The organism is Arthrobacter sp. sptzw42 (genome assembly GCF_059089685.1).
Genome location: NZ_JBNHEX010000005.1, coordinates 78,607 through 95,549 on the forward strand (window position 1 = coordinate 78,607; position 16,943 = coordinate 95,549).

Consider the following 16,943-nt stretch of genomic DNA (forward strand, 5'->3'; position numbering starts at 1 on the left):
GCTGTGCTGATGGCTAGATTCAATCAGAGAGTCAACCCCCACAAGCGCCCATTTAGTGAGTTGAGACACAAAATTTACCTGGGCCCTGTTCACTTCCCGGCGACCGGCGCAAAAAAGAACGCCGCCCCGGCGGAACGGGGCGGCGTTTGAGTCTGCCAGTGCGGTTAGAGTTCGGCTCGCTGAAGGGAGCGCGCGGCGTCGATGGTTGCCTGGCCGAGGACCCGGCTGCCCTGGTAAAGGACCACGGTCTGCCCGGGGGCCACGCCGCGGAGGGGGTTGGTCAGCCTGACCACCAACTGTCCGCCGGCAGCGTCCGGCCCGTTTTCGGGAAGTTCCATGCGGGCGGTCGCCGGGACAGGGTCCCCGTGCGCGCGGACCTGGGCGTAGCAGTCGAACTCCGCGCCGGTCTCCACCTCCGCGATAGGCAGTCCCGCCCAGGACACCTTGATGCCGCGGATCTCGTCGATGGCCAGCAGGGCCTCGGGACCGACCACCACCTTGTTTTCCTTGGGCCGGATCTCCAGGACGAACCGCGGCTTGCCGTCGGCTGCTGGAGTACCCAGTTTCAGGCCGCGGCGCTGGCCGACGGTGAAGGCGTTGGCGCCGGGATGCTCCCCGACTTTGGTGCCTGTTTCGTCCACGATGTCACCGGTGGACATATCGATCTTTTCGGCCAGCCAGCCGGCGGTGTCGCCGTCCGGGATGAAGCAGATGTCGTGGCTGTCCGGCTTGTTGGCCACCGAGAGGCCCCGCCGTTCCGCCTCTGCACGCACTTCAGCCTTCGAGGGGGTCTCGGCCAGCGGAAACATCGAGTGCTTAAGCTGCTCGTGGGTCAGGACGCCCAGGACGTAGCTTTGGTCCTTGGCCCAGTCTGCGGCACGGTGGAGTTCACGGTTGCCGTCGGCGTCCTCGATGACCTTGGCATAGTGTCCGGTGCAGACGGCGTCGAAGCCGAGGGCTATGGCCTTTTCCAGCAGCGCCGCGAACTTAATCCGTTCGTTGCAGCGCATGCACGGATTGGGCGTTCGGCCCGCAGCGTACTCGTCGATGAAGTCCTGGACAACGTCCTCTTTGAAGCGTTCGGAAAAGTCCCACACGTAGTACGGAATTCCCAGGACGTCGCAGGCGCGCCACGCGTCACGGGAGTCCTCGATGGTGCAGCAGCCCCGGCTTCCGGTGCGCAGCGTGCCGGGCATGCGGGACAGCGCCAGGTGGACCCCGACGACGTCGTGTCCCGCCTCGACGGCGCGGGCGGCTGCGACGGCGGAGTCAACTCCGCCGCTCATGGCTGCTAGAACTCGCATTTTGGCTTCCTGTTGGGGTTCTTTTCCGGCTCGTGGCCGGCGCTGCGGACCGCTTTACCGGTGCTGCCAAAAAGGTTGTTGGAAAGGCAGGCACGCTTGCGGAAACGATCTTCGCCTATCCATTCTACGGCCTGCCGGGAAGGCAATGTCAGCGGCTGCCCAAACCCTGTCGGGCTACGGTGCCGGCTGTCTGGATGGAGGACTCATGGCCGGCCATGCCTGCCTGCCGCGCCCTCGAATACGCGTCGGGAAGCGCCGCCAGCAGCGCGTCCACATCCTCATCCCGTGAGGCATGCCCCAGCGTGAAGCGTTGCGCCCCGCGCGCGGTCTCCTCATCCAGCCCCATGGCGAGCAGCACGTGCGAGGGACGCGGCACCCCCGCTGTGCAGGCTGACCCGGTGGATGACTCCACGCCCGCCAAATCCAGGAGGAACAGCAGGGAGTCGCCTTCGCAGCCGGGAAAGGTAAAGTGGGCGTTTCCCGGGAGGCGGCCGTTCCCGGCCGGGCCGCGCAAAACTGCCTCCGGCACCCGGTCCCGGACGCCGTCGATCAGGCGGTCACGAAGAGCTGCAATCCGGGCGGATTCGTGGCCGAGGCTCGCAGTGGCACTCCTGGCCGCAGCCGCGAACGCGGCGATGGAAGCGGTGTCCAGGGTGCCGGAGCGGACGTCGCGTTCCTGGCCCCCGCCATGCTGGACCGGGGTAAGTATCACCGACCTTCCCAGCAGCAGTGCACCTACTCCTACCGGTCCGCCAATTTTGTGTCCCGAGACGGACATGGCGTCCAGGCCCGAGGCCTTGAAGTCAACGGGCAACGATCCGAAGGCCTGGACCGCGTCGGAGTGGACGGGAACACCGGCCGCGTGCGCGAGTTCCACTACGCGCCCGATGGGCTGGATGGTTCCCACCTCGTTGTTGGCCCACATCACGGTCACCAGGGCAATGGTGTCCGGGTCCCGGGATAGCTCCGCTTCGAGGAAGGCCAGATCCAACACTCCCTCTGCGTCAACCGGAAGCCAGGTGACCTCCGCGCCTTCGTGCCGTTCCAGCCACTCGACGGTGTCCATCACCGCGTGGTGTTCGACGGCGGAACACAGGACGCGCCGCCGTGCCGGGTTCTCCCCCGTCCTGGACCAATAGAGGCCCTTGACGGCAAGGTTGTCCGCTTCGGTGCCGCCGGAGGTGAAGATGACTTCCGAAGGATGGGCGCCCGCCGCTGCGGCGAGGTCTTCGCGGGCATCTTCCACAGCTCTGCGCGCCCTGCGGCCGGAGCCATGAAGGGAAGACGGGTTTCCGGTACGGGCCAGCTCGCGCGTCAGGGCAGCCAGCGCCTCGGCAGAAAGTGGCGTGGTGGCTGCGTGGTCGAGGTAAACGGGCACCCTCCAATTCTAGCGACACCACGCTGGCTGGACGGCGGGGGGGCCACCATGGACGCGCGGTCATCACCCTTTACCAGCACCGACTGGTTGATCCGCATGCCGTCACCGGCGCTTTTCCCGGCCAGGCACTGGGGGCCCGCCCCGCCGTCGTCCGCTCTTCCACCCCCACTCCGATTCGTTCCAATGCCCCGCCGCCGCAGGCCGCAACCTTGACGAGTCCAGACGCAGCCCCGCCTGAATCGGAGGCCGGGAACCCTCAACACCGGGGCGATCGTTGTCAGGGCAAAGGCCGATAAGCTGGGCCCACAGGGCTGCCCGGCGGATGGCCACACCAACAGAAGGATGAGTGCTTGACCGAGAGCAGCTCCCACTATCAGGTGCTTCGCGTGGCAGTCACTGCCACGGAAAAAGAAATCAAGGTGGCCTATCGGCGTGCTGCACGCACCGCCCACCCGGACCACGGCGGGGACGCGGCCGCCTTCCGCCGCGTAACCAGCGCCTACGAAACCCTTATCGATCCCCAGCGCAGGAAAGCCTACGACCGGTCCTACGCGGCCGGCACGGCCGGGGCGAAAACGGACGCGGAGCCGCACTTTGACGCACCGCCGGCGGGCAGCAGGGCCTCCGCCACCGTCCACAGGCCGGGCGGCAGCCGCAACACCGCCGGTGACCCTCCGGTCTACCTCCCGCCCTTCGGTTCCACGGCCGACGGCGGGGTCCCCCTGATCCCGCTGTCTGAAGCCAGTCAGCAGGTCCACGGCATGCCGCGGAAGCGCGGGATCTTCGGCGCTGAAGCGCGGATCCAACGGGAAATGCGCACCGTCCAGCTGCTGACCCGCCAGGTGCTGCCCGCCATCCCGGCGGCGCGTCTTATCAACGGGCTCCAGTCACCGGCGGACAACAGCCACATCGACCACGCCGTGCTGTCCGGCTACCGGCTGGCGCTGATTGGCTCCATGCTTTTGCCCAAGGGCGCCTATGCCTGGGACGGCAGGACTTTGAACCATGGCGGACGCTCGGTAGCCCCGCCGCAACTGGCACACGTTGTATGGGCCATGCAGGACATCTTCCCGGAACTCAATGTCACCGGCTGGACTGTTGTGCACAGCCCGGGAGGAAACCTGCACGAGCCGGTGATCGACCAGCACCGCCGCTCAGCCGGCGCACTGGAGACGGTCAGGATCGTTAACGCAGCCGGAATGGTGCGGGGCCTGAAGGAGTTCCTGGCGTCCGGGCCGGCTCCCAACACTGTCAACGTGCCGGTACTGGCCAGGCTGCTGCGCGGCATGCACTGACCGCGTTGACTAGGATGGGACCGTGTTCCGCATCCTCTTCCACGCCCCCGAAATTCCCGGCAACACCGGCAACGCCATCCGCCTGGCCGCCATCACCGGCGCCGAACTGCACCTGGTGGAGCCCTTGGGCTTCGACTTTTCGGATGCGAAACTCCGCCGGGCCGGCCTGGATTACCACGACCTCGCCGTCGTCACCGTGCACGGGACCATCGAGGAGGCCTGGCAGCATCTCCAGCCGGAGCGCGTCTATGCCTTTACCTCTGACGGAAGTGCCAGCTACACGGACATCGCCTACGAGCCCGGCGACGTCCTGATGTTCGGCCGGGAATCGGTGGGCCTGCCGCCGGAATTGAAAACCGATCCGCACGTCACCTCCACCGTGCGGCTGCCCATGCTGCCGGCGCTGCGCTCGCTGAACCTTGCCAACGCCGCCTCCATTGCCGTGTACGAAGCCTGGCGCCAGCAGGGCTTTGCCGGGGCGCGGCTCTGACGCCACGGGACCTGGCCCAGAGCGGCCGTACCGTTTGCCGTTCCGCAGGAACTGCCAGCCAAACAATTCCGGGTCCCGGCCCATCCACCACCGCCGCCGTACCGAATCCCTTTTGATTACAGTCCACAGTGATGAAGGAGCGGCAGGTGACACTTCTCCGGGCCGATTCCAGGAGATCCCGCCGCATCCCCGGTGGGAGCGCAGAGGATCCGTCCCTTGGAGACTTATGCTTGTCAGTGATGGAAACTCCCAACGCACCTCATTCGGAGGCTCCGGCCACGGTGACAGACCCACCGGCCGACGCCAGCCACCGCCTCGCTGCGCTGCTGGAGCAGATAGGCCAGGGCGACCGTGCAGCATTCGCGGAGTTCTACCAGCTGACGTCCCGCCGCGTGTACGGCATGGCGCGCAGGGTCCTGATAGATGCCGAACTCAGCGAGGACACCACGCAGGAAGTGTTCCTTCAGGTCTGGCAGAATGCGGCGAAGTTCGACAGGGCTGCCGGCACCCCGCTCTCCTGGCTCATGACCATCTCGCATCGGCGTGCAGTGGACAAAGTCCGGTCAGCACAATCGGCCACTGACCGCGAAGCCCGTTACGGTGCCAGTACCCAGGACGTCGACCACGACAGTGTGTCCGACGAGGTGGACAGCAGGCTCGAAGCGCAGGCCGTGGTTCGGTGCCTGGGCACGCTGACCGAGACGCAACAGGAATCGGTCCGCCTCGCCTACTACGGAGGCCTGACCTACCGCGAAGTCGCAGAACGCTTGAATACCGCAGTTCCCACCATAAAGTCCCGCATCCGCGACGGACTGATCCGCTTGAAGACCTGTTTGGGGGTGAGTTGAGATGACCGAAATGAATAGTGGACACAATGGCCGACCCGGCGCCTTCGGCGACACCGTTGCCGCCGACCTCGCTTCGGGCCGCGCTGTTGACCTCGCCGAGCTGTATGCGCTGGATGCGGTAACGGACGGGGAACGCCGGGCCATAGAGCAGTACATGTCAACGGCACTGGCAGCGGAACGGGACTCCTTCTACGAACGTGTCAACCAATCCAGGGAAACACTCTCCCGGACTTTCGCGGCGGAGGAAGAGCCCCCCGCGGACCTTTTCCACCGGATCGTCGCCCAACTGCCGGCCCAGAGCCCGCCGGCAGACGCGCGCCCGGACACCGGTGCAGCGCCGTCCCCTGATTCCGCCGTGTCAGCCGGGGCCGGCGCTCAAGCGGGCGCACAGGGCTCTGGTGATGAACTCGCCAAGGCGCGGCAGCGCCGGGAGGAACGGCGCCGTCCGGCCGGTGCCCGGCGCTGGTTTGCCGGAATCGCGGCGGCAGCAGCGCTGGCGCTGGGTGGAGTGGGCGTCGGGTCTTACATCGCCGACCAAAATGACCCCCTGAAGCAGGTGGTCCGGGCAGGAGACCTCCGGGAAGCTTCGGTGGACGTGGCCGGGGGCGGTACTGCCACCGTCCAGGTCTCGTCGTCCCGGGACGCCGCGGTGGTGAGGATGAAAGACGTTCCTGCCCCGCCCGAGGGCAAGGTTTACCAGATGTGGCTGATCCCCAAGGACGGTTCAGCTCCAGTCTCACAGGGGCTCATGGATGCGGAGGCACTGTCCAAGCCTGCTGTCGTGGAGGGGATTGCCTCTGCCGCCGCTCTCGGGATCACCGTGGAGCCTGCCGGCGGATCCAAGTCCCCCACTCTTCCCACGGTTGCTGCCGCACGCCTGGACGCGTAGCACCGGCTGAGCGCGCAAAAACGCCCCGCGGCTTCCGATAACGAAAGCCGCGTGGCGTTTTTCGTGGCCTGCGGACGCTAGAAACCGGCGATCGTTCCGGGTCCGTTGACAGCAACAACGTGAAACGCTTCGGCGCTGTGTCCTTCGGGAAATCCGGCCCGCGCAGCATTCACCTGCATCCCCTGGCGGACTGCTGATTCCATGGCCTCGACATCCGGGTGCTGGCTTACGTGGACATGGATGGCCTTCAGCTTTGCCTCCACGTGCGCGGTGACGTCAACGAAATGATTTTCCCGTTCGTCCGGGCCGGCGTACAGCCAAAGCCACGGCAGCTTGTACGCCTCCAGCCCGGCCCCGGCAAGTTCCGGGTATGCGAACGGATTTTCCACCGCGGGGTACACGGCGCGGGTCACGGCCTCCCCTACGGCAAGGTGGTCAGGGTGGCTCTTCTGGAGCCGCCGCCAGTTCCGTTCCGGATGCATGGAAAGAACGACGTCGGGCCGCAGTTCGCGGATGAGCTTCACCACGCCCTGCATTACCTCATGCGAAGGCTCGAGGTAGCCGTCGCGCTGATGCAGGTAGTGGATATCGGACACCCCCACCAGTTCTGCGGCACGGCGCTGCTCGGCGTCGCGCATGGCAATGATGTTTGCGCGGTGGGCCGGATCGAAACCACCGGCGTCACCGTCGGTCATGATGCAGTAGCTGACGTGGACACCAGCCGCCGTCCAGGCCGCAATGGTACCCGCGGCGCCGAAGTCAATGTCGTCCGGGTGCGCCGCAAAACAGAGCACCCGCCCAACCCGGTCCGTGGCCGGGTCGAACGGGCTCTCGAAGGGCGCAGCGAAGGCAGCCAATAATCAGCCTTTTCGCTTCTTGATCTCTGCCGTCGCCTGCGGAAGGACGTCGAAGAGGTCGCCGACGATGCCGAAATCCGCGATCTCGAACACCGGTGATTCGGCGTCCTTATTCACCGCAATTATCACCTTTGCCGTCTGCATGCCGGCTTTCTGCTGGATCGCACCGGAAATGCCGGCAGAAATGTACAGCTGCGGCGAAACGGTCTTGCCGGTCTGCCCCACCTGGGCATCGTGGCTGATCCAGCCGGCGTCTGTGGCTGCACGTGAGGCTCCCACGGCCGCTCCCAGTGCGTCTGCCAGTTCTTCGACGGGACCGAAGTCGCCGTCGAGGCCACGCCCGCCGGCCACCACGATGCGGGCGTCCGTCAGGTCCGGGCGGCCGCTGGCAACCTTCTGCTCACGGGCTGTAATCCGGGCTGCCGCCTCAGCGCTTCCAACCGGAACGTCGACCGTAAGGGTTTCCGGCGCACTGGGTGCGGCGGCCGGCTCCGGAACAATGTTGTTGGCCTTGATGGTCAGCACGGACACGGGCGTGGTGGCCTTGCACGACGTGTTGTAGGAGCCGGCAAGGACGGATTTGTGGGCTGTCCCGTCGGCATCCACGCCCACGACGTCGGTAATGACACCGGCAGCGAGGCGGATGCCCAGCCGGGCGGCGATTTCTTTGCCTTCCGGGGAATTGTCGAGCAGCACGATGGTGGCCCCGGTGCTTTGGGCTGCGGCCGCAAGGTAGGCAGCCTTGGGCGCCACCAGGTAGTCGTCCAGGTCCTGCACAGAGGGGCGAAGGACAGCGCTGACACCATACTCCGCAAACGCAGCTGACACTTCCTGGTGCAGTTCCCCGTTAAGGGCAACAACGCTTTCGCCAAGGGAACGTGCCAGGGTGAGCAGTTCAAGGCTGCTCTTCTTGAGCCCGGCGCCGGGGTTGTCTATGAAAACAAGTACTTTTGCCATGTTGGTGTTCCCTCTTAGAGCAGCTTCTGGGCGGCCAGGAAATCAACCAGCTTGATGCCGGCGTCGCCTTCGTCGGTGATGATGGTGCCGGCGGTGCGCGGTGGCCGCTCCTCGGCGTTGGTCACAGTGGTCCAGGAACCGGCGTGCCCCACCTGGGCAGGATCGACTCCGACGTCGGTGAGGGACAGGGTGGTGATGGTCTTGCGCTTGGCGGCGATGATGCCCTTGAAGTTGGGGTAGCGCGGCTCGTTGATCTGGTCGGTCACTGAGACCAGCGCGGGGAGGTCGGCCTCCACCGTCTCGGAACTCATGTCCGCATCGCGCCGGGCCACGAGCCGTCCGCCGTCCACGTCCAAGGACGAGGCGAACGTGACCTGGGGAAGGTTGAGGCGTTCAGCCAGCTGCGCCGGTACCAGGGAGGTCTCGCCATCGGTCGAGGCCATACCGGTGATGATCAGGTCCACCGGGGCGTCCTGGCCCAGGTACCGGACGGCTGCGGAAAGCGCCAGCGATGTAGCGGCTGCGTCCGAGCCCGCCAGGGCGGGGTCCGACAGGTGCACGCCCTCGGTTGCACCCATCTGCAGGGACTTCTTGACCGAGTTCACCGCACCGGCGGGACCCATGCTGAGGGCGATGACCTGGTTGCCTGCCTTGCTGCCACCGCGCGCCTCGGCCAGCTGCAGGGCGGCCTCCAGCGCATACTCGTCCAGTTCGGACAAAATGCTTTCGTCACGGTCCGTCGTGTACCCCTCCCCGTTGAGGTGACGGTCGAACTGGGCGTCCGGTACATGCTTGACCAGGACGATGATCTTCAATGTCTTCTCCACTGTATCGACAGCAGCCTTCCATGCTTGTGGACAGCCAGCCGGGTGAGGTCATGGCCGCGGAATGCCCGGCGTACGGGTAGGTCCTAGCTAACCACATAGGCGCGCCCGCGCGCCGACTTCCGTTAACCCCTGTGTCAGGGCCATCAGCTTTTCCGCTGGTGTTCCCAAATGACGACGGCGACGTCCCCGCCGAAGTGGGGACACCGCCGTCGAGCCTTCCCTGGTCTCCTGTCCTTGCTGCAAGCGCGGTGCTAGCTGGCTGCGGCCCCCAGGGTGACATCCAGGGTTTGCTCTGCACCGTTGCGCAGGACGGAGATCCTGACCTTTGCACCAGCAGGCTGTTCGCGTACGGCTGCCGTCAACTGCTCCGGTTCACCGATGGCGAGATCGTTGAACTTGGTGATGACGTCGCCCACTTTGATTCCGGCTTTGGCCGCAGCCGAATCGGGCTCAAGGGTGGCGACATCCGCGCCGACGGAGAAACCCGAACCGTTGCTGGAGGCGGGCTTTTCTTTGACGCTGACGCCCAGCTGCCCATGTGACGCCTTCCCGGTATCGATGATCTCCTGCGCAACCCGTTTGGCGTGGTTGATGGGGATGCTGAAGCCCACACCGATGTTGCCGCTGGAGGAGGACAGTGAGTCAGATCCGGCCGAGGCGATGGCCACGTTGACGCCGATGATCTCGCCGCTGCTGTTGACCAGGGCACCGCCTGAGTTGCCGGGGTTGATGGCGGCATCGGTCTGGATCACGTTGATGGAGATGTCGTTCTGGGCCGTCGGTTGCTGGCTCTGGCCGCCCCCCGGGGGTGCAAACTGGAACCCGCCCTCGTCGTCGCCCTCGGCGCTGTCTCCCTCTTCCGGGGCTGCAGCAGAGGCGACACTGATGGTCCTGTTGAGCGTGGAGACAATACCGTCAGTCACCGTGCCCGTCAGACCCAGCGGTGAGCCGATGGCAATGGCAGTGTCGCCGACGTTGAGCTTCCCCGAGTCGCCCAGCGTGGCAGGTGTAAGGCCGGAGGCGTTATCCACTTTGATAACGGCGAGGTCTGACAAAGGGTCGGTGCCGACCAGTTTGGCAGTAAGAACCCTGCCATCGCTGGTCCGGACTTCGAGGGCGGCGTTGGCCGACTGGCCATCCAGAGTGACCACGTGCGTATTAGTGAGGACATGGCCCTGGTCGTCCAGAATGATGCCGGAACCCGTGCCCCCCGCGCCGCCGCTTGAAGCGCTGATGGTCACCACACTGGGCGAGGCCTTCAATGCGGCCGCCGTTATGGCGTTCACGTCATCCTGGTTGTTGACGATGACGGTTCCGGGCTGGCTGTTGCTGCTGGTGGCAGCCGTGGAACCGGAGTTGTCAAAGAATTCACCGGCGCCAACGGTTGCTACTCCCCCGCCCACCAGGCCTGCAGCCAGGATGCTAGCCACCAAGGTGCCGACGCCAAAAGACGCCTTCCTGCGCGGAGCGTCCTTCGGGTTTGGAACCATGCCTCCATAACCGCCGGGTGCGGTGTACTGGGCGTTGTGCTGGCCCTGGCCGTAGTAGCCGTCGTGGGTTTGGGACCCCGGGGCTTCGTGGTGCGCTGACTGGTCCGGGCTTGTCTGCTCTGCAGCGGGCTGTCCGTAGAACGGCTGGCGCTGGAGAGACGGCTGGCGCTGCGGGTAGGCCGGGCGCGCTCCCGGAAGTTCCTCGGTGGGGTTCCCGCGGCTTGAGGCTACTGCGTCATCCGCACCCGGAACCTGCCCGGCGCTGCGCCCGGCGTCGGCGGTGGGCTGCTGCCAGGGATCCTGGCCGCCCGGTCCGCGGCCCTCAGGAGACACGCCGGGGGTTTGGTTCTCAGTCATGGGACTTCCTTTCATCCTCGTCTGAATTAACTATGGACTCCCTGCCTGTAACAAGCTCGGATGTTTGCTGAGAGCTTGCTGGAGTTCCTATGCCTGTTCCCACGGTTTCCGACCGTTTCGCTGGTGGCATATTCGGCTCAATGGACGGCCTGTGGGGTGCACCATAGAATCAAGATGATTGCCACAGCGACCTGCGGCTACACACATGCGTGGGGGCGCTGCTGCATTCTGAGACGACCGGTTCGTCCCGAATCGGTGTCAGGCGTGCTGAAGGGTTGCACATGCGGTCAAAGTTCATACGTATTCTCGCCGTGATCGGCCTTACCGGGCTGCTGGCAGTGCCTGCCGGTGCGGCCTCGGCTGAGCCGCCGGTCACCATTCCGTCCGGAACAAACGTCGTTGACAACGCCAATGTCCTTGGCGGCCGCAAGGGCGAGGTTCAGGAAGCCGTACAAAAGCTTCTGAAGGACCACAAGTACAACCTCTACGTTGTCACGGTTAGGTCCTTCGAGAACCCGGCCGATCCTGCCGCCTGGGGACAGGAAGTAGCCAAGGCAAAAGGCATGGGCCGTGCTGATGTCATTCTCGCCATAGCAACAGATCAGGGGCGGTATTACTTCGCCCCGAACTCGGCGAGCTCCATCTACTCGAAGCGCTCCAACATCTCGCAGAACGCCATTGCCGCCAACCTCGGTGCCGGAAAGCGTGATTTCGCGCAGGCAGCCATCGACACTGCTGCGGCAGTCGGCGATGCAGCCGGCGGCGGCAGCGGCAACGTCCCCTCGGGTGACGGTGCCGGCGCAGCTGTCCTGGTAGGAACAGGAGTCGTGGCTGCTGGCGGTGCCGGCGCGTACCTGTACTTCCGCAACAAGCGCAGGAAAGCTGCCACTCAGGCGTCCAGCGCGAGCTACGGTCCGCAGGGTGCCGAAGTTGATCCGTTGGCGTCACACACCATCGAGGAGCTGCGCCGCAAGAGCGGCTCCCTCCTCATCGAGGCCGACGACGCCATCAAGTCCAGCGAGCAGGAACTCATGTTCGCCCAGGCGCAGTACGGCGACTCCGCCGTCGGCAACTTCACCAAGGCACTCGAAGAAGCCAAGGGCCACATGACCGAATCGTTCAAGCTGCAGCAGCAGTTGGACGACCACATTCCTGACACCGAAGAGCAGCAGCGCGCCTGGCTCGGCGAAATCATCCGCCGGTCTGAGGCGGCACTGGCGTCACTCCAGGAGCAGAAGGCAGACTTCGATTCCCTCCGGGAGCTGGAAAAGAACGCCCCCCGCGCACTCGCAGCCGTTAACGCCGGAGCCCGGGAAGCTGACGCGAAAATCTCCAGCGCCGAACAGTCCCTCACCGCGCTTCGGAGCAAGTATGCCGAGACCGCGCTGGCACAGGTTTCGGACAACATCCTGCAGGCGAAGGAACGGCTGGCTTTCGTTCAGAACGCTTCCGCCACTGCAGAACAGAAACTGGGTGAAGGTGAAGGAAGCCTCGCCGCCGTAGCAGTCCGCGCCGCGGAGGAGAGCCTGCACCAGACGAACGTCCTCCTCGACGCGATCTCCAAGCGCTCGTCCAGCCTGGATGAGGCCCGCAGCAGCCTGGACTCGGCAGTAGTGGACACGTCCCACGACCTCGCGCAGGCAAGGGCAATGATCCAGTCAGGAACCCGTTCGGAGCTTGCCGGCCCAGTGGCCGCCGTGGAAGCGGCACTGGCCCAGGTGAAGGCTGAAATCCAGGGCGGAAAGATCGACCCCATCGCCACACTGCAGCGGGTAGAGACGGCCCACCAGTCACTCGACCAGGCGCTCAGCGGTGTCCGGGACCAGCAGGAACAGGCCCGCCGGGCCCAGGCGTCGCTCCAGCAGACCATCATGTCTGCCCAGGCCCAGATCAGCGCCACCTCCGACTACATCACCGCCCGGCGCGGTGGCGTGGGAACGGAAGCCCGCACGCGGCTGGCGGAGTCGCAGCGGAACCTGGATTACGCGCTGTCCATCGCGCGCACCGATCCGGTAACCGCCCTGACGTACGCCCAGCAGGCCCACGCCCTGGCTGCCCAGGCGGCCCAGCTGGCCCAGGCGGATGTCGACCACTTCGATGGCTACGCGAACCAGGGCTACGGCCGCGGCGGCATGTTCGGCGGAGGAGGCGGCGGCGGACTCGGCGGTGCCATCCTCGGCGGCATCCTGATCAACTCCATCCTCAACGGCGGCGGTGGCGGCGGCTGGGGCGGCGGCCACAGTGACGGCGGCGGCTGGGGCGGCGGAGACTTTGGCGGTGGCGATTTTGGCGGCGGGGACTTCGGCGGAGGCGACTCCGGAAGCTTCTGAGAGCTGCAACCCACTCCCGGCCGGAACCACACGGCTGACCGATCTGTACCAACACAACTGTTCACTGATTTCAGTGCTCACCACAGAGCAGGACGAAAGGTAACACCATGGTTAAACAGTCCATTTTCGGCCGTATCGCACAGCTGGCAAAGGCAAACATCAACACTTTGCTGGACAATGCTGAGGATCCGCAGAAGATGCTGGACCAGATGGTCCGGGACTACACCAACAACATCGCCGAGGCAGAGTCCGCCGTGGCGCAGACCATCGGCAACCTTCGCATGCTCGAGGACGACTACAACGAGGACGTCAAGAACTCGCGCGACTGGGGCAACAAGGCCCTCGCCGCGTCGCGCAAGGCCGACGAGTACCGCGCCAGCGGAAATCCGGCTGATGCGGAGAAGTTTGACAACCTCGCCAAAGTTGCACTGCAGCGCCAGATCGCCGCGGAGAACGAGGCCAAGGGGGCCGAACCGAGCATTGCTTCCCAGCGCGAAGTGGTGGACAAGCTCAAGACCGGCCTGGACCAGATGAAGGGCAAGCTCAACCAGCTGACCAGCAAGCGCAACGAACTGGTGGCCCGTTCCAAGACGGCGGCCGCGCAGTCGCAGGTGCACGATGCCATCAAGAGCATCGACATCATGGATCCCACCAGCGAAGTGGGCCGCTTCGAAGAGAAGATCCGCCGCGAAGAGGCCAAGGTCAGCGGACAGCAGGAGCTCACCGAGTCCAGCCTGGACGCCCAGTTCAACCAGCTTGAGGACCTCGGCGAGCAGGTGGAAATTGAAGCACGCCTTGCCGCGCTGAAGTCCGGTGGCACAGCCAAGCCTGCCATTGGTGCGGGTGCCGGCGGTTCAGCGGGTTCTGAGTCCACCGTGAACGAAGCTGATTTCGACAAGCTCTGACGGCTGGCAGGGATTTTCCCTGATGGCGAGTAAGGCCGGGGTCACCACCCCGGCCTTACTTATGCCCGTTTGTGTACCGTGGTGGCATGGCTTCCTCCAATGCAACTTCCATCGTCTGGCTGCGCGACGATCTCCGCCTGGACGATAACCCGGCACTGACCGAAGCGGCGGCGCTGGGTTTGCCTGTGACCGTTGTCTTTATTCACGACGAGGAGTCAGCGGGGATCCGGCCCCTGGGCGGAGCAAGCCGGTGGTGGCTGCACCATTCGCTCTCCGCGCTGGCAACCTCGTTGGAGCAGGCAGGGTCACGGCTCCTCCTTCGCCGGGGACCTGCGGCCACCGTTCTCCGGGAACTGGCTGCCGAGACGGCCGCTGCCCACCTGTTGTGGAACCGGCGCTACGGACTGCCGGAGCGCACGGTGGATGCCGCCGTGGAGAAGTGGGCCAGGGACAACGGCGTTTCATCATCGAGCTGCCAGGCGAACCTCCTCTTCGAACCTTGGACTATCCGCACCGGCGGCGGCGGACCCTACAAAGTGTTCACGCCCTTTTGGCGGGCCTGCCTCGCTGCAGGGGACATCAGGGAGCCGCACGGTGCACCGGACCAGCTTCCCCCTCCCGCCCCAGGCCCGGGAGGGGGACTTCCTGCCGGAGAAGATCTCCACAGCTGGCACCTCCTGCCGCACTCCCCCGACTGGAGCGGGGGCCTGGCCGACACTTGGGAACCGGGAGAGGACGGTGCCCGGCGCCGTCTGGAAGACTTTCTGGACGGACCGGCGGAAGACTACGCGACGGGCCGGAACGTGCCCGCAGTCGAAGGAACCAGCCGCCTTTCCCCGCACCTGCGCTTCGGCGAGATCAGCCCCTTCCGGGTGTGGCGGGAAATCCGGCAGCGGTTCCCCCGCAAGGTGCCGGCCGACGTCGGGATCTTCCAGTCCGAGCTCGGCTGGCGGGAATTCTGCTGGCATCTTCTGGATACCAACCCCAACCTGGCCACCCGCAACTACCGGCCGGAGTTTGACCGCTTTGAGTGGCAGTCACTCAGCAGCGGCGAACTGAAGGCCTGGCAGCAGGGCCGCACCGGCTACCCCCTGGTGGACGCGGGGATGCGGCAGTTGTGGCAGACCGGTTGGATGCACAACCGCGTGCGCATGGCGACGGCGTCCTTCCTGGTCAAGAACCTGCTGGCCGACTGGCGCATTGGTGAGCAGTGGTTTTGGGACACCCTTGTTGATGCTGACGCCGCAAGCAACCCCGCCAACTGGCAGTGGGTAGCAGGTTCAGGAGCGGACGCATCCCCCTACTTCCGCATCTTTAACCCTGTAACGCAAAGCAAGAAGTTCGATCCGGCTGGGCGGTACCTGCGCCAATTCGTCCCTGAACTCGCCGGCCTTGACGGCAAGACCATCCACGAGCCGTGGAAAGCCGACAACGTGCCGGGTTACCCGGAGCCCCTGGTCGGGCTGCCTGAGTCGCGCGGAAGGGCCCTGGAGACCTACAGCCGACTCAAGGACTGAGGGACCCGCGAGCGGGACGGATGCCGGCCGGCAGGTACTACCGGCTGACCTTGCCCATCAGGGACGCAATCGGCCGCAGGAAGATGGGGCGGGCCAGGAACCAAGCCGCGGCCATGACCACCAACGAGGCGAGGAAGACCCAGAACCCGAACCAGCCGTCGTCGTCCCTCACACCGTACATATGGTTGAGGTTCCGCAGCGCCCCAGTGGCGAGCACCAGGAAAACGTGCACCACGATGAAGGCAACAAAGTAGATCATCACCGGGAAGTGGACGGCCCGCGCCCATTCGATGGGGTAGGCCTTATTGAGGCCGGCAGACTTCTTGGGCCAGGCTGAGGACATGCGCAAGCCAGTGATGAATGCCAGCGGCGCCGCGATGAACACGGTAACGAAGTAGGAGAGCAACTGAAGGGCGTTGTAGTTCACCCAGCCGTTCTCGGTGGGCCAGTTCAGCGAGGCGTACTGAAGGGCGGCTGAAAGCGCGTTCGGGAAGATATCCCAGCTGGTGGGAACGATCCGCATCCACTGCCCCGTGGCGAACAGCAGCACCGCGAAGACCAGGCCGTTGAGGATCCAGAGTGCATCCAGGGTGAGGTGGAACCACAGTTCAAGGCTGATCTTGGTGGGCGGGTTCTTGGTCTTGATGAATCCCTTGTTGTTGCGCGTCCAGTGACCGCTGGGGCGCGTTGTGGTTCGTACTTGCCATCCAGTGCGGATAATCAACAGCAGGAAGAAAGCATTTAGGAAGTGCTGCCAGGCAAGCCAGGCCGGGAATCCCTCCGGGGCTTCTGCCGGCAGCTCAGAATGGCCCGGATAGTTGGCTACGAATGAAGCGACGGCGGGCAGGCCCATCAGCCACTTGGCGATCAACACCACGAGGACCAGCGCCGCGAGGACCGCGGGGACACCCCAGTAGAGTCGGGACCGCTTGCCCGCGGCAGTGCCGGGCCTTTTCGTGGGTGTGGACATCGAGCAACATTCCTCTCGAGAATGACTGGCGAAGTGCTCACAATCTGTGAGGCTCTGCGAAAGAGAATACTAGGAACTAACCACAAGTAAGGAAAAAGAAGGCCCCGCCCGGCTTGTCTGCCGGTCGGGGCCTTCTCATAGTTGCGGGGACAGGATTTGAACCTGTGACCTCTGGGTTATGAGCCCAGCGAGCTACCGAACTGCTCCACCCCGCGTCGCTGAAACAACACTACCCTACTTCGGCGGCAGGTTTTTACACGATCCATAGTGGCGGCCTAACTCCAGACCCGGCAGTGACGCTGTCCCGCACGCGCTGCGTCCGGGCTGGCGGCTTAAAGCAGGAAGTCCCGGACACTGTTTCCAGTGTCCGGGACTTCCGTCAGTTGCGGGGACAGGATTTGAACCTGTGACCTCTGGGTTATGAGCCCAGCGAGCTACCGAACTGCTCCACCCCGCGTCGCAAGAACTACTTTACCGGCCGGTGAACGCCAGGCCAAATCGCGGGGGCGTGATCTCCGTCTCGCCGGTC

14 protein-coding genes and 2 tRNA genes are annotated in these 16,943 nt (G+C 65.0%); 7 read left to right on the top strand and 9 right to left on the bottom strand.

Features of this window, described 5'->3' with window-relative positions; genetic code table 11:
* Positions 1–164: 164 nt before the first annotated feature.
* The gene (gene mnmA / locus AC5RT4_RS08130) at positions 165–1,304 is read right to left on the bottom strand and encodes a tRNA 2-thiouridine(34) synthase MnmA (RefSeq protein ID WP_494041787.1); all 1,140 of its coding nucleotides are present in this window, start codon (positions 1,302–1,304) and stop codon (positions 165–167) included.
* A 148-nt stretch (positions 1,305–1,452) separates the two neighbouring features.
* Positions 1,453–2,682: a cysteine desulfurase family protein gene (locus AC5RT4_RS08135; protein ID WP_494041788.1), complete on the bottom strand. Its 1,230-nt coding sequence runs from the start codon at positions 2,680–2,682 to the stop codon at positions 1,453–1,455.
* 350 nt (positions 2,683–3,032) lie between these two features.
* Between AC5RT4_RS08135 and AC5RT4_RS08140 the strand changes: the two genes are divergently transcribed.
* The 4 genes from AC5RT4_RS08140 to AC5RT4_RS08155 all read left to right on the top strand — a co-directional run bounded on the left by AC5RT4_RS08140 (position 3,033) and on the right by AC5RT4_RS08155 (position 6,204).
* Complete coding sequence (locus tag AC5RT4_RS08140; protein ID WP_494105422.1) at positions 3,033–3,977, top strand: J domain-containing protein; 945 nt, start codon at positions 3,033–3,035, stop codon at positions 3,975–3,977.
* A gap of 22 nt (positions 3,978–3,999) precedes the next feature.
* Positions 4,000–4,467 (top strand): tRNA (cytidine(34)-2'-O)-methyltransferase, encoded by a 468-nt coding sequence (locus AC5RT4_RS08145; RefSeq protein ID WP_494041790.1) that lies wholly within the window; start codon positions 4,000–4,002, stop codon positions 4,465–4,467.
* A 239-nt stretch (positions 4,468–4,706) separates the two neighbouring features.
* Complete coding sequence (gene sigK / locus AC5RT4_RS08150) at positions 4,707–5,315, top strand: ECF RNA polymerase sigma factor SigK (protein ID WP_494041791.1); 609 nt, start codon at positions 4,707–4,709, stop codon at positions 5,313–5,315.
* Positions 5,316–5,325: 10 nt separating this feature from the next.
* On the top strand, positions 5,326–6,204 hold the full coding sequence (locus AC5RT4_RS08155; protein ID WP_494042021.1) for an anti-sigma factor: 879 nt from the start codon (positions 5,326–5,328) through the stop codon (positions 6,202–6,204).
* Positions 6,205–6,281: 77 nt separating this feature from the next.
* Here AC5RT4_RS08155 and AC5RT4_RS08160 read toward each other — a convergent pair whose 3' ends face one another.
* From AC5RT4_RS08160 to AC5RT4_RS08175, 4 genes are all read right to left on the bottom strand, one after another.
* Complete coding sequence (locus AC5RT4_RS08160; protein ID WP_494041792.1) at positions 6,282–7,061, bottom strand: PIG-L deacetylase family protein; 780 nt, start codon at positions 7,059–7,061, stop codon at positions 6,282–6,284.
* Between the two features lie 3 nt (positions 7,062–7,064).
* Positions 7,065–8,018, bottom strand: coding sequence for an electron transfer flavoprotein subunit alpha/FixB family protein (locus tag AC5RT4_RS08165; RefSeq protein WP_494041793.1), 954 nt, complete (start codon positions 8,016–8,018; stop codon positions 7,065–7,067).
* Positions 8,019–8,032: 14 nt separating this feature from the next.
* Positions 8,033–8,833 carry an electron transfer flavoprotein subunit beta/FixA family protein gene (locus AC5RT4_RS08170; RefSeq protein WP_494042022.1) on the bottom strand — a complete coding sequence of 267 codons (801 nt, stop codon included), beginning with the start codon at positions 8,831–8,833 and terminating at the stop codon, positions 8,033–8,035.
* A 263-nt stretch (positions 8,834–9,096) separates the two neighbouring features.
* Positions 9,097–10,692 carry a S1C family serine protease gene (locus tag AC5RT4_RS08175; protein WP_494041794.1) on the bottom strand — a complete coding sequence of 532 codons (1,596 nt, stop codon included), beginning with the start codon at positions 10,690–10,692 and terminating at the stop codon, positions 9,097–9,099.
* Positions 10,693–10,973: 281 nt separating this feature from the next.
* Here AC5RT4_RS08175 and AC5RT4_RS08180 point away from each other — a divergent pair, with 281 nt between their 5' ends.
* From AC5RT4_RS08180 to AC5RT4_RS08190, 3 genes are all read left to right on the top strand, one after another.
* The gene (locus AC5RT4_RS08180) at positions 10,974–13,022 is read left to right on the top strand and encodes a TPM domain-containing protein (protein WP_494105423.1); all 2,049 of its coding nucleotides are present in this window, start codon (positions 10,974–10,976) and stop codon (positions 13,020–13,022) included.
* Between the two features lie 107 nt (positions 13,023–13,129).
* Positions 13,130–13,927 carry a PspA/IM30 family protein gene (locus tag AC5RT4_RS08185; RefSeq protein WP_494105424.1) on the top strand — a complete coding sequence of 266 codons (798 nt, stop codon included), beginning with the start codon at positions 13,130–13,132 and terminating at the stop codon, positions 13,925–13,927.
* 86 nt (positions 13,928–14,013) lie between these two features.
* Positions 14,014–15,444, top strand: a complete 1,431-nt coding sequence (locus AC5RT4_RS08190; protein ID WP_494105425.1) for a cryptochrome/photolyase family protein — start codon at positions 14,014–14,016, stop codon at positions 15,442–15,444.
* A 37-nt stretch (positions 15,445–15,481) separates the two neighbouring features.
* Here AC5RT4_RS08190 and AC5RT4_RS08195 read toward each other — a convergent pair whose 3' ends face one another.
* From AC5RT4_RS08195 to AC5RT4_RS08205, 3 genes are all read right to left on the bottom strand, one after another.
* Positions 15,482–16,414: a cytochrome b/b6 domain-containing protein gene (locus AC5RT4_RS08195; RefSeq protein WP_494105426.1), complete on the bottom strand. Its 933-nt coding sequence runs from the start codon at positions 16,412–16,414 to the stop codon at positions 15,482–15,484.
* 141 nt (positions 16,415–16,555) lie between these two features.
* Positions 16,556–16,629, bottom strand: a tRNA-Met gene (locus AC5RT4_RS08200).
* Positions 16,630–16,797: 168 nt separating this feature from the next.
* Positions 16,798–16,871: transfer RNA gene (locus AC5RT4_RS08205), tRNA-Met, on the bottom strand.
* Between the last annotated feature and the right edge of the window lie 72 nt (positions 16,872–16,943).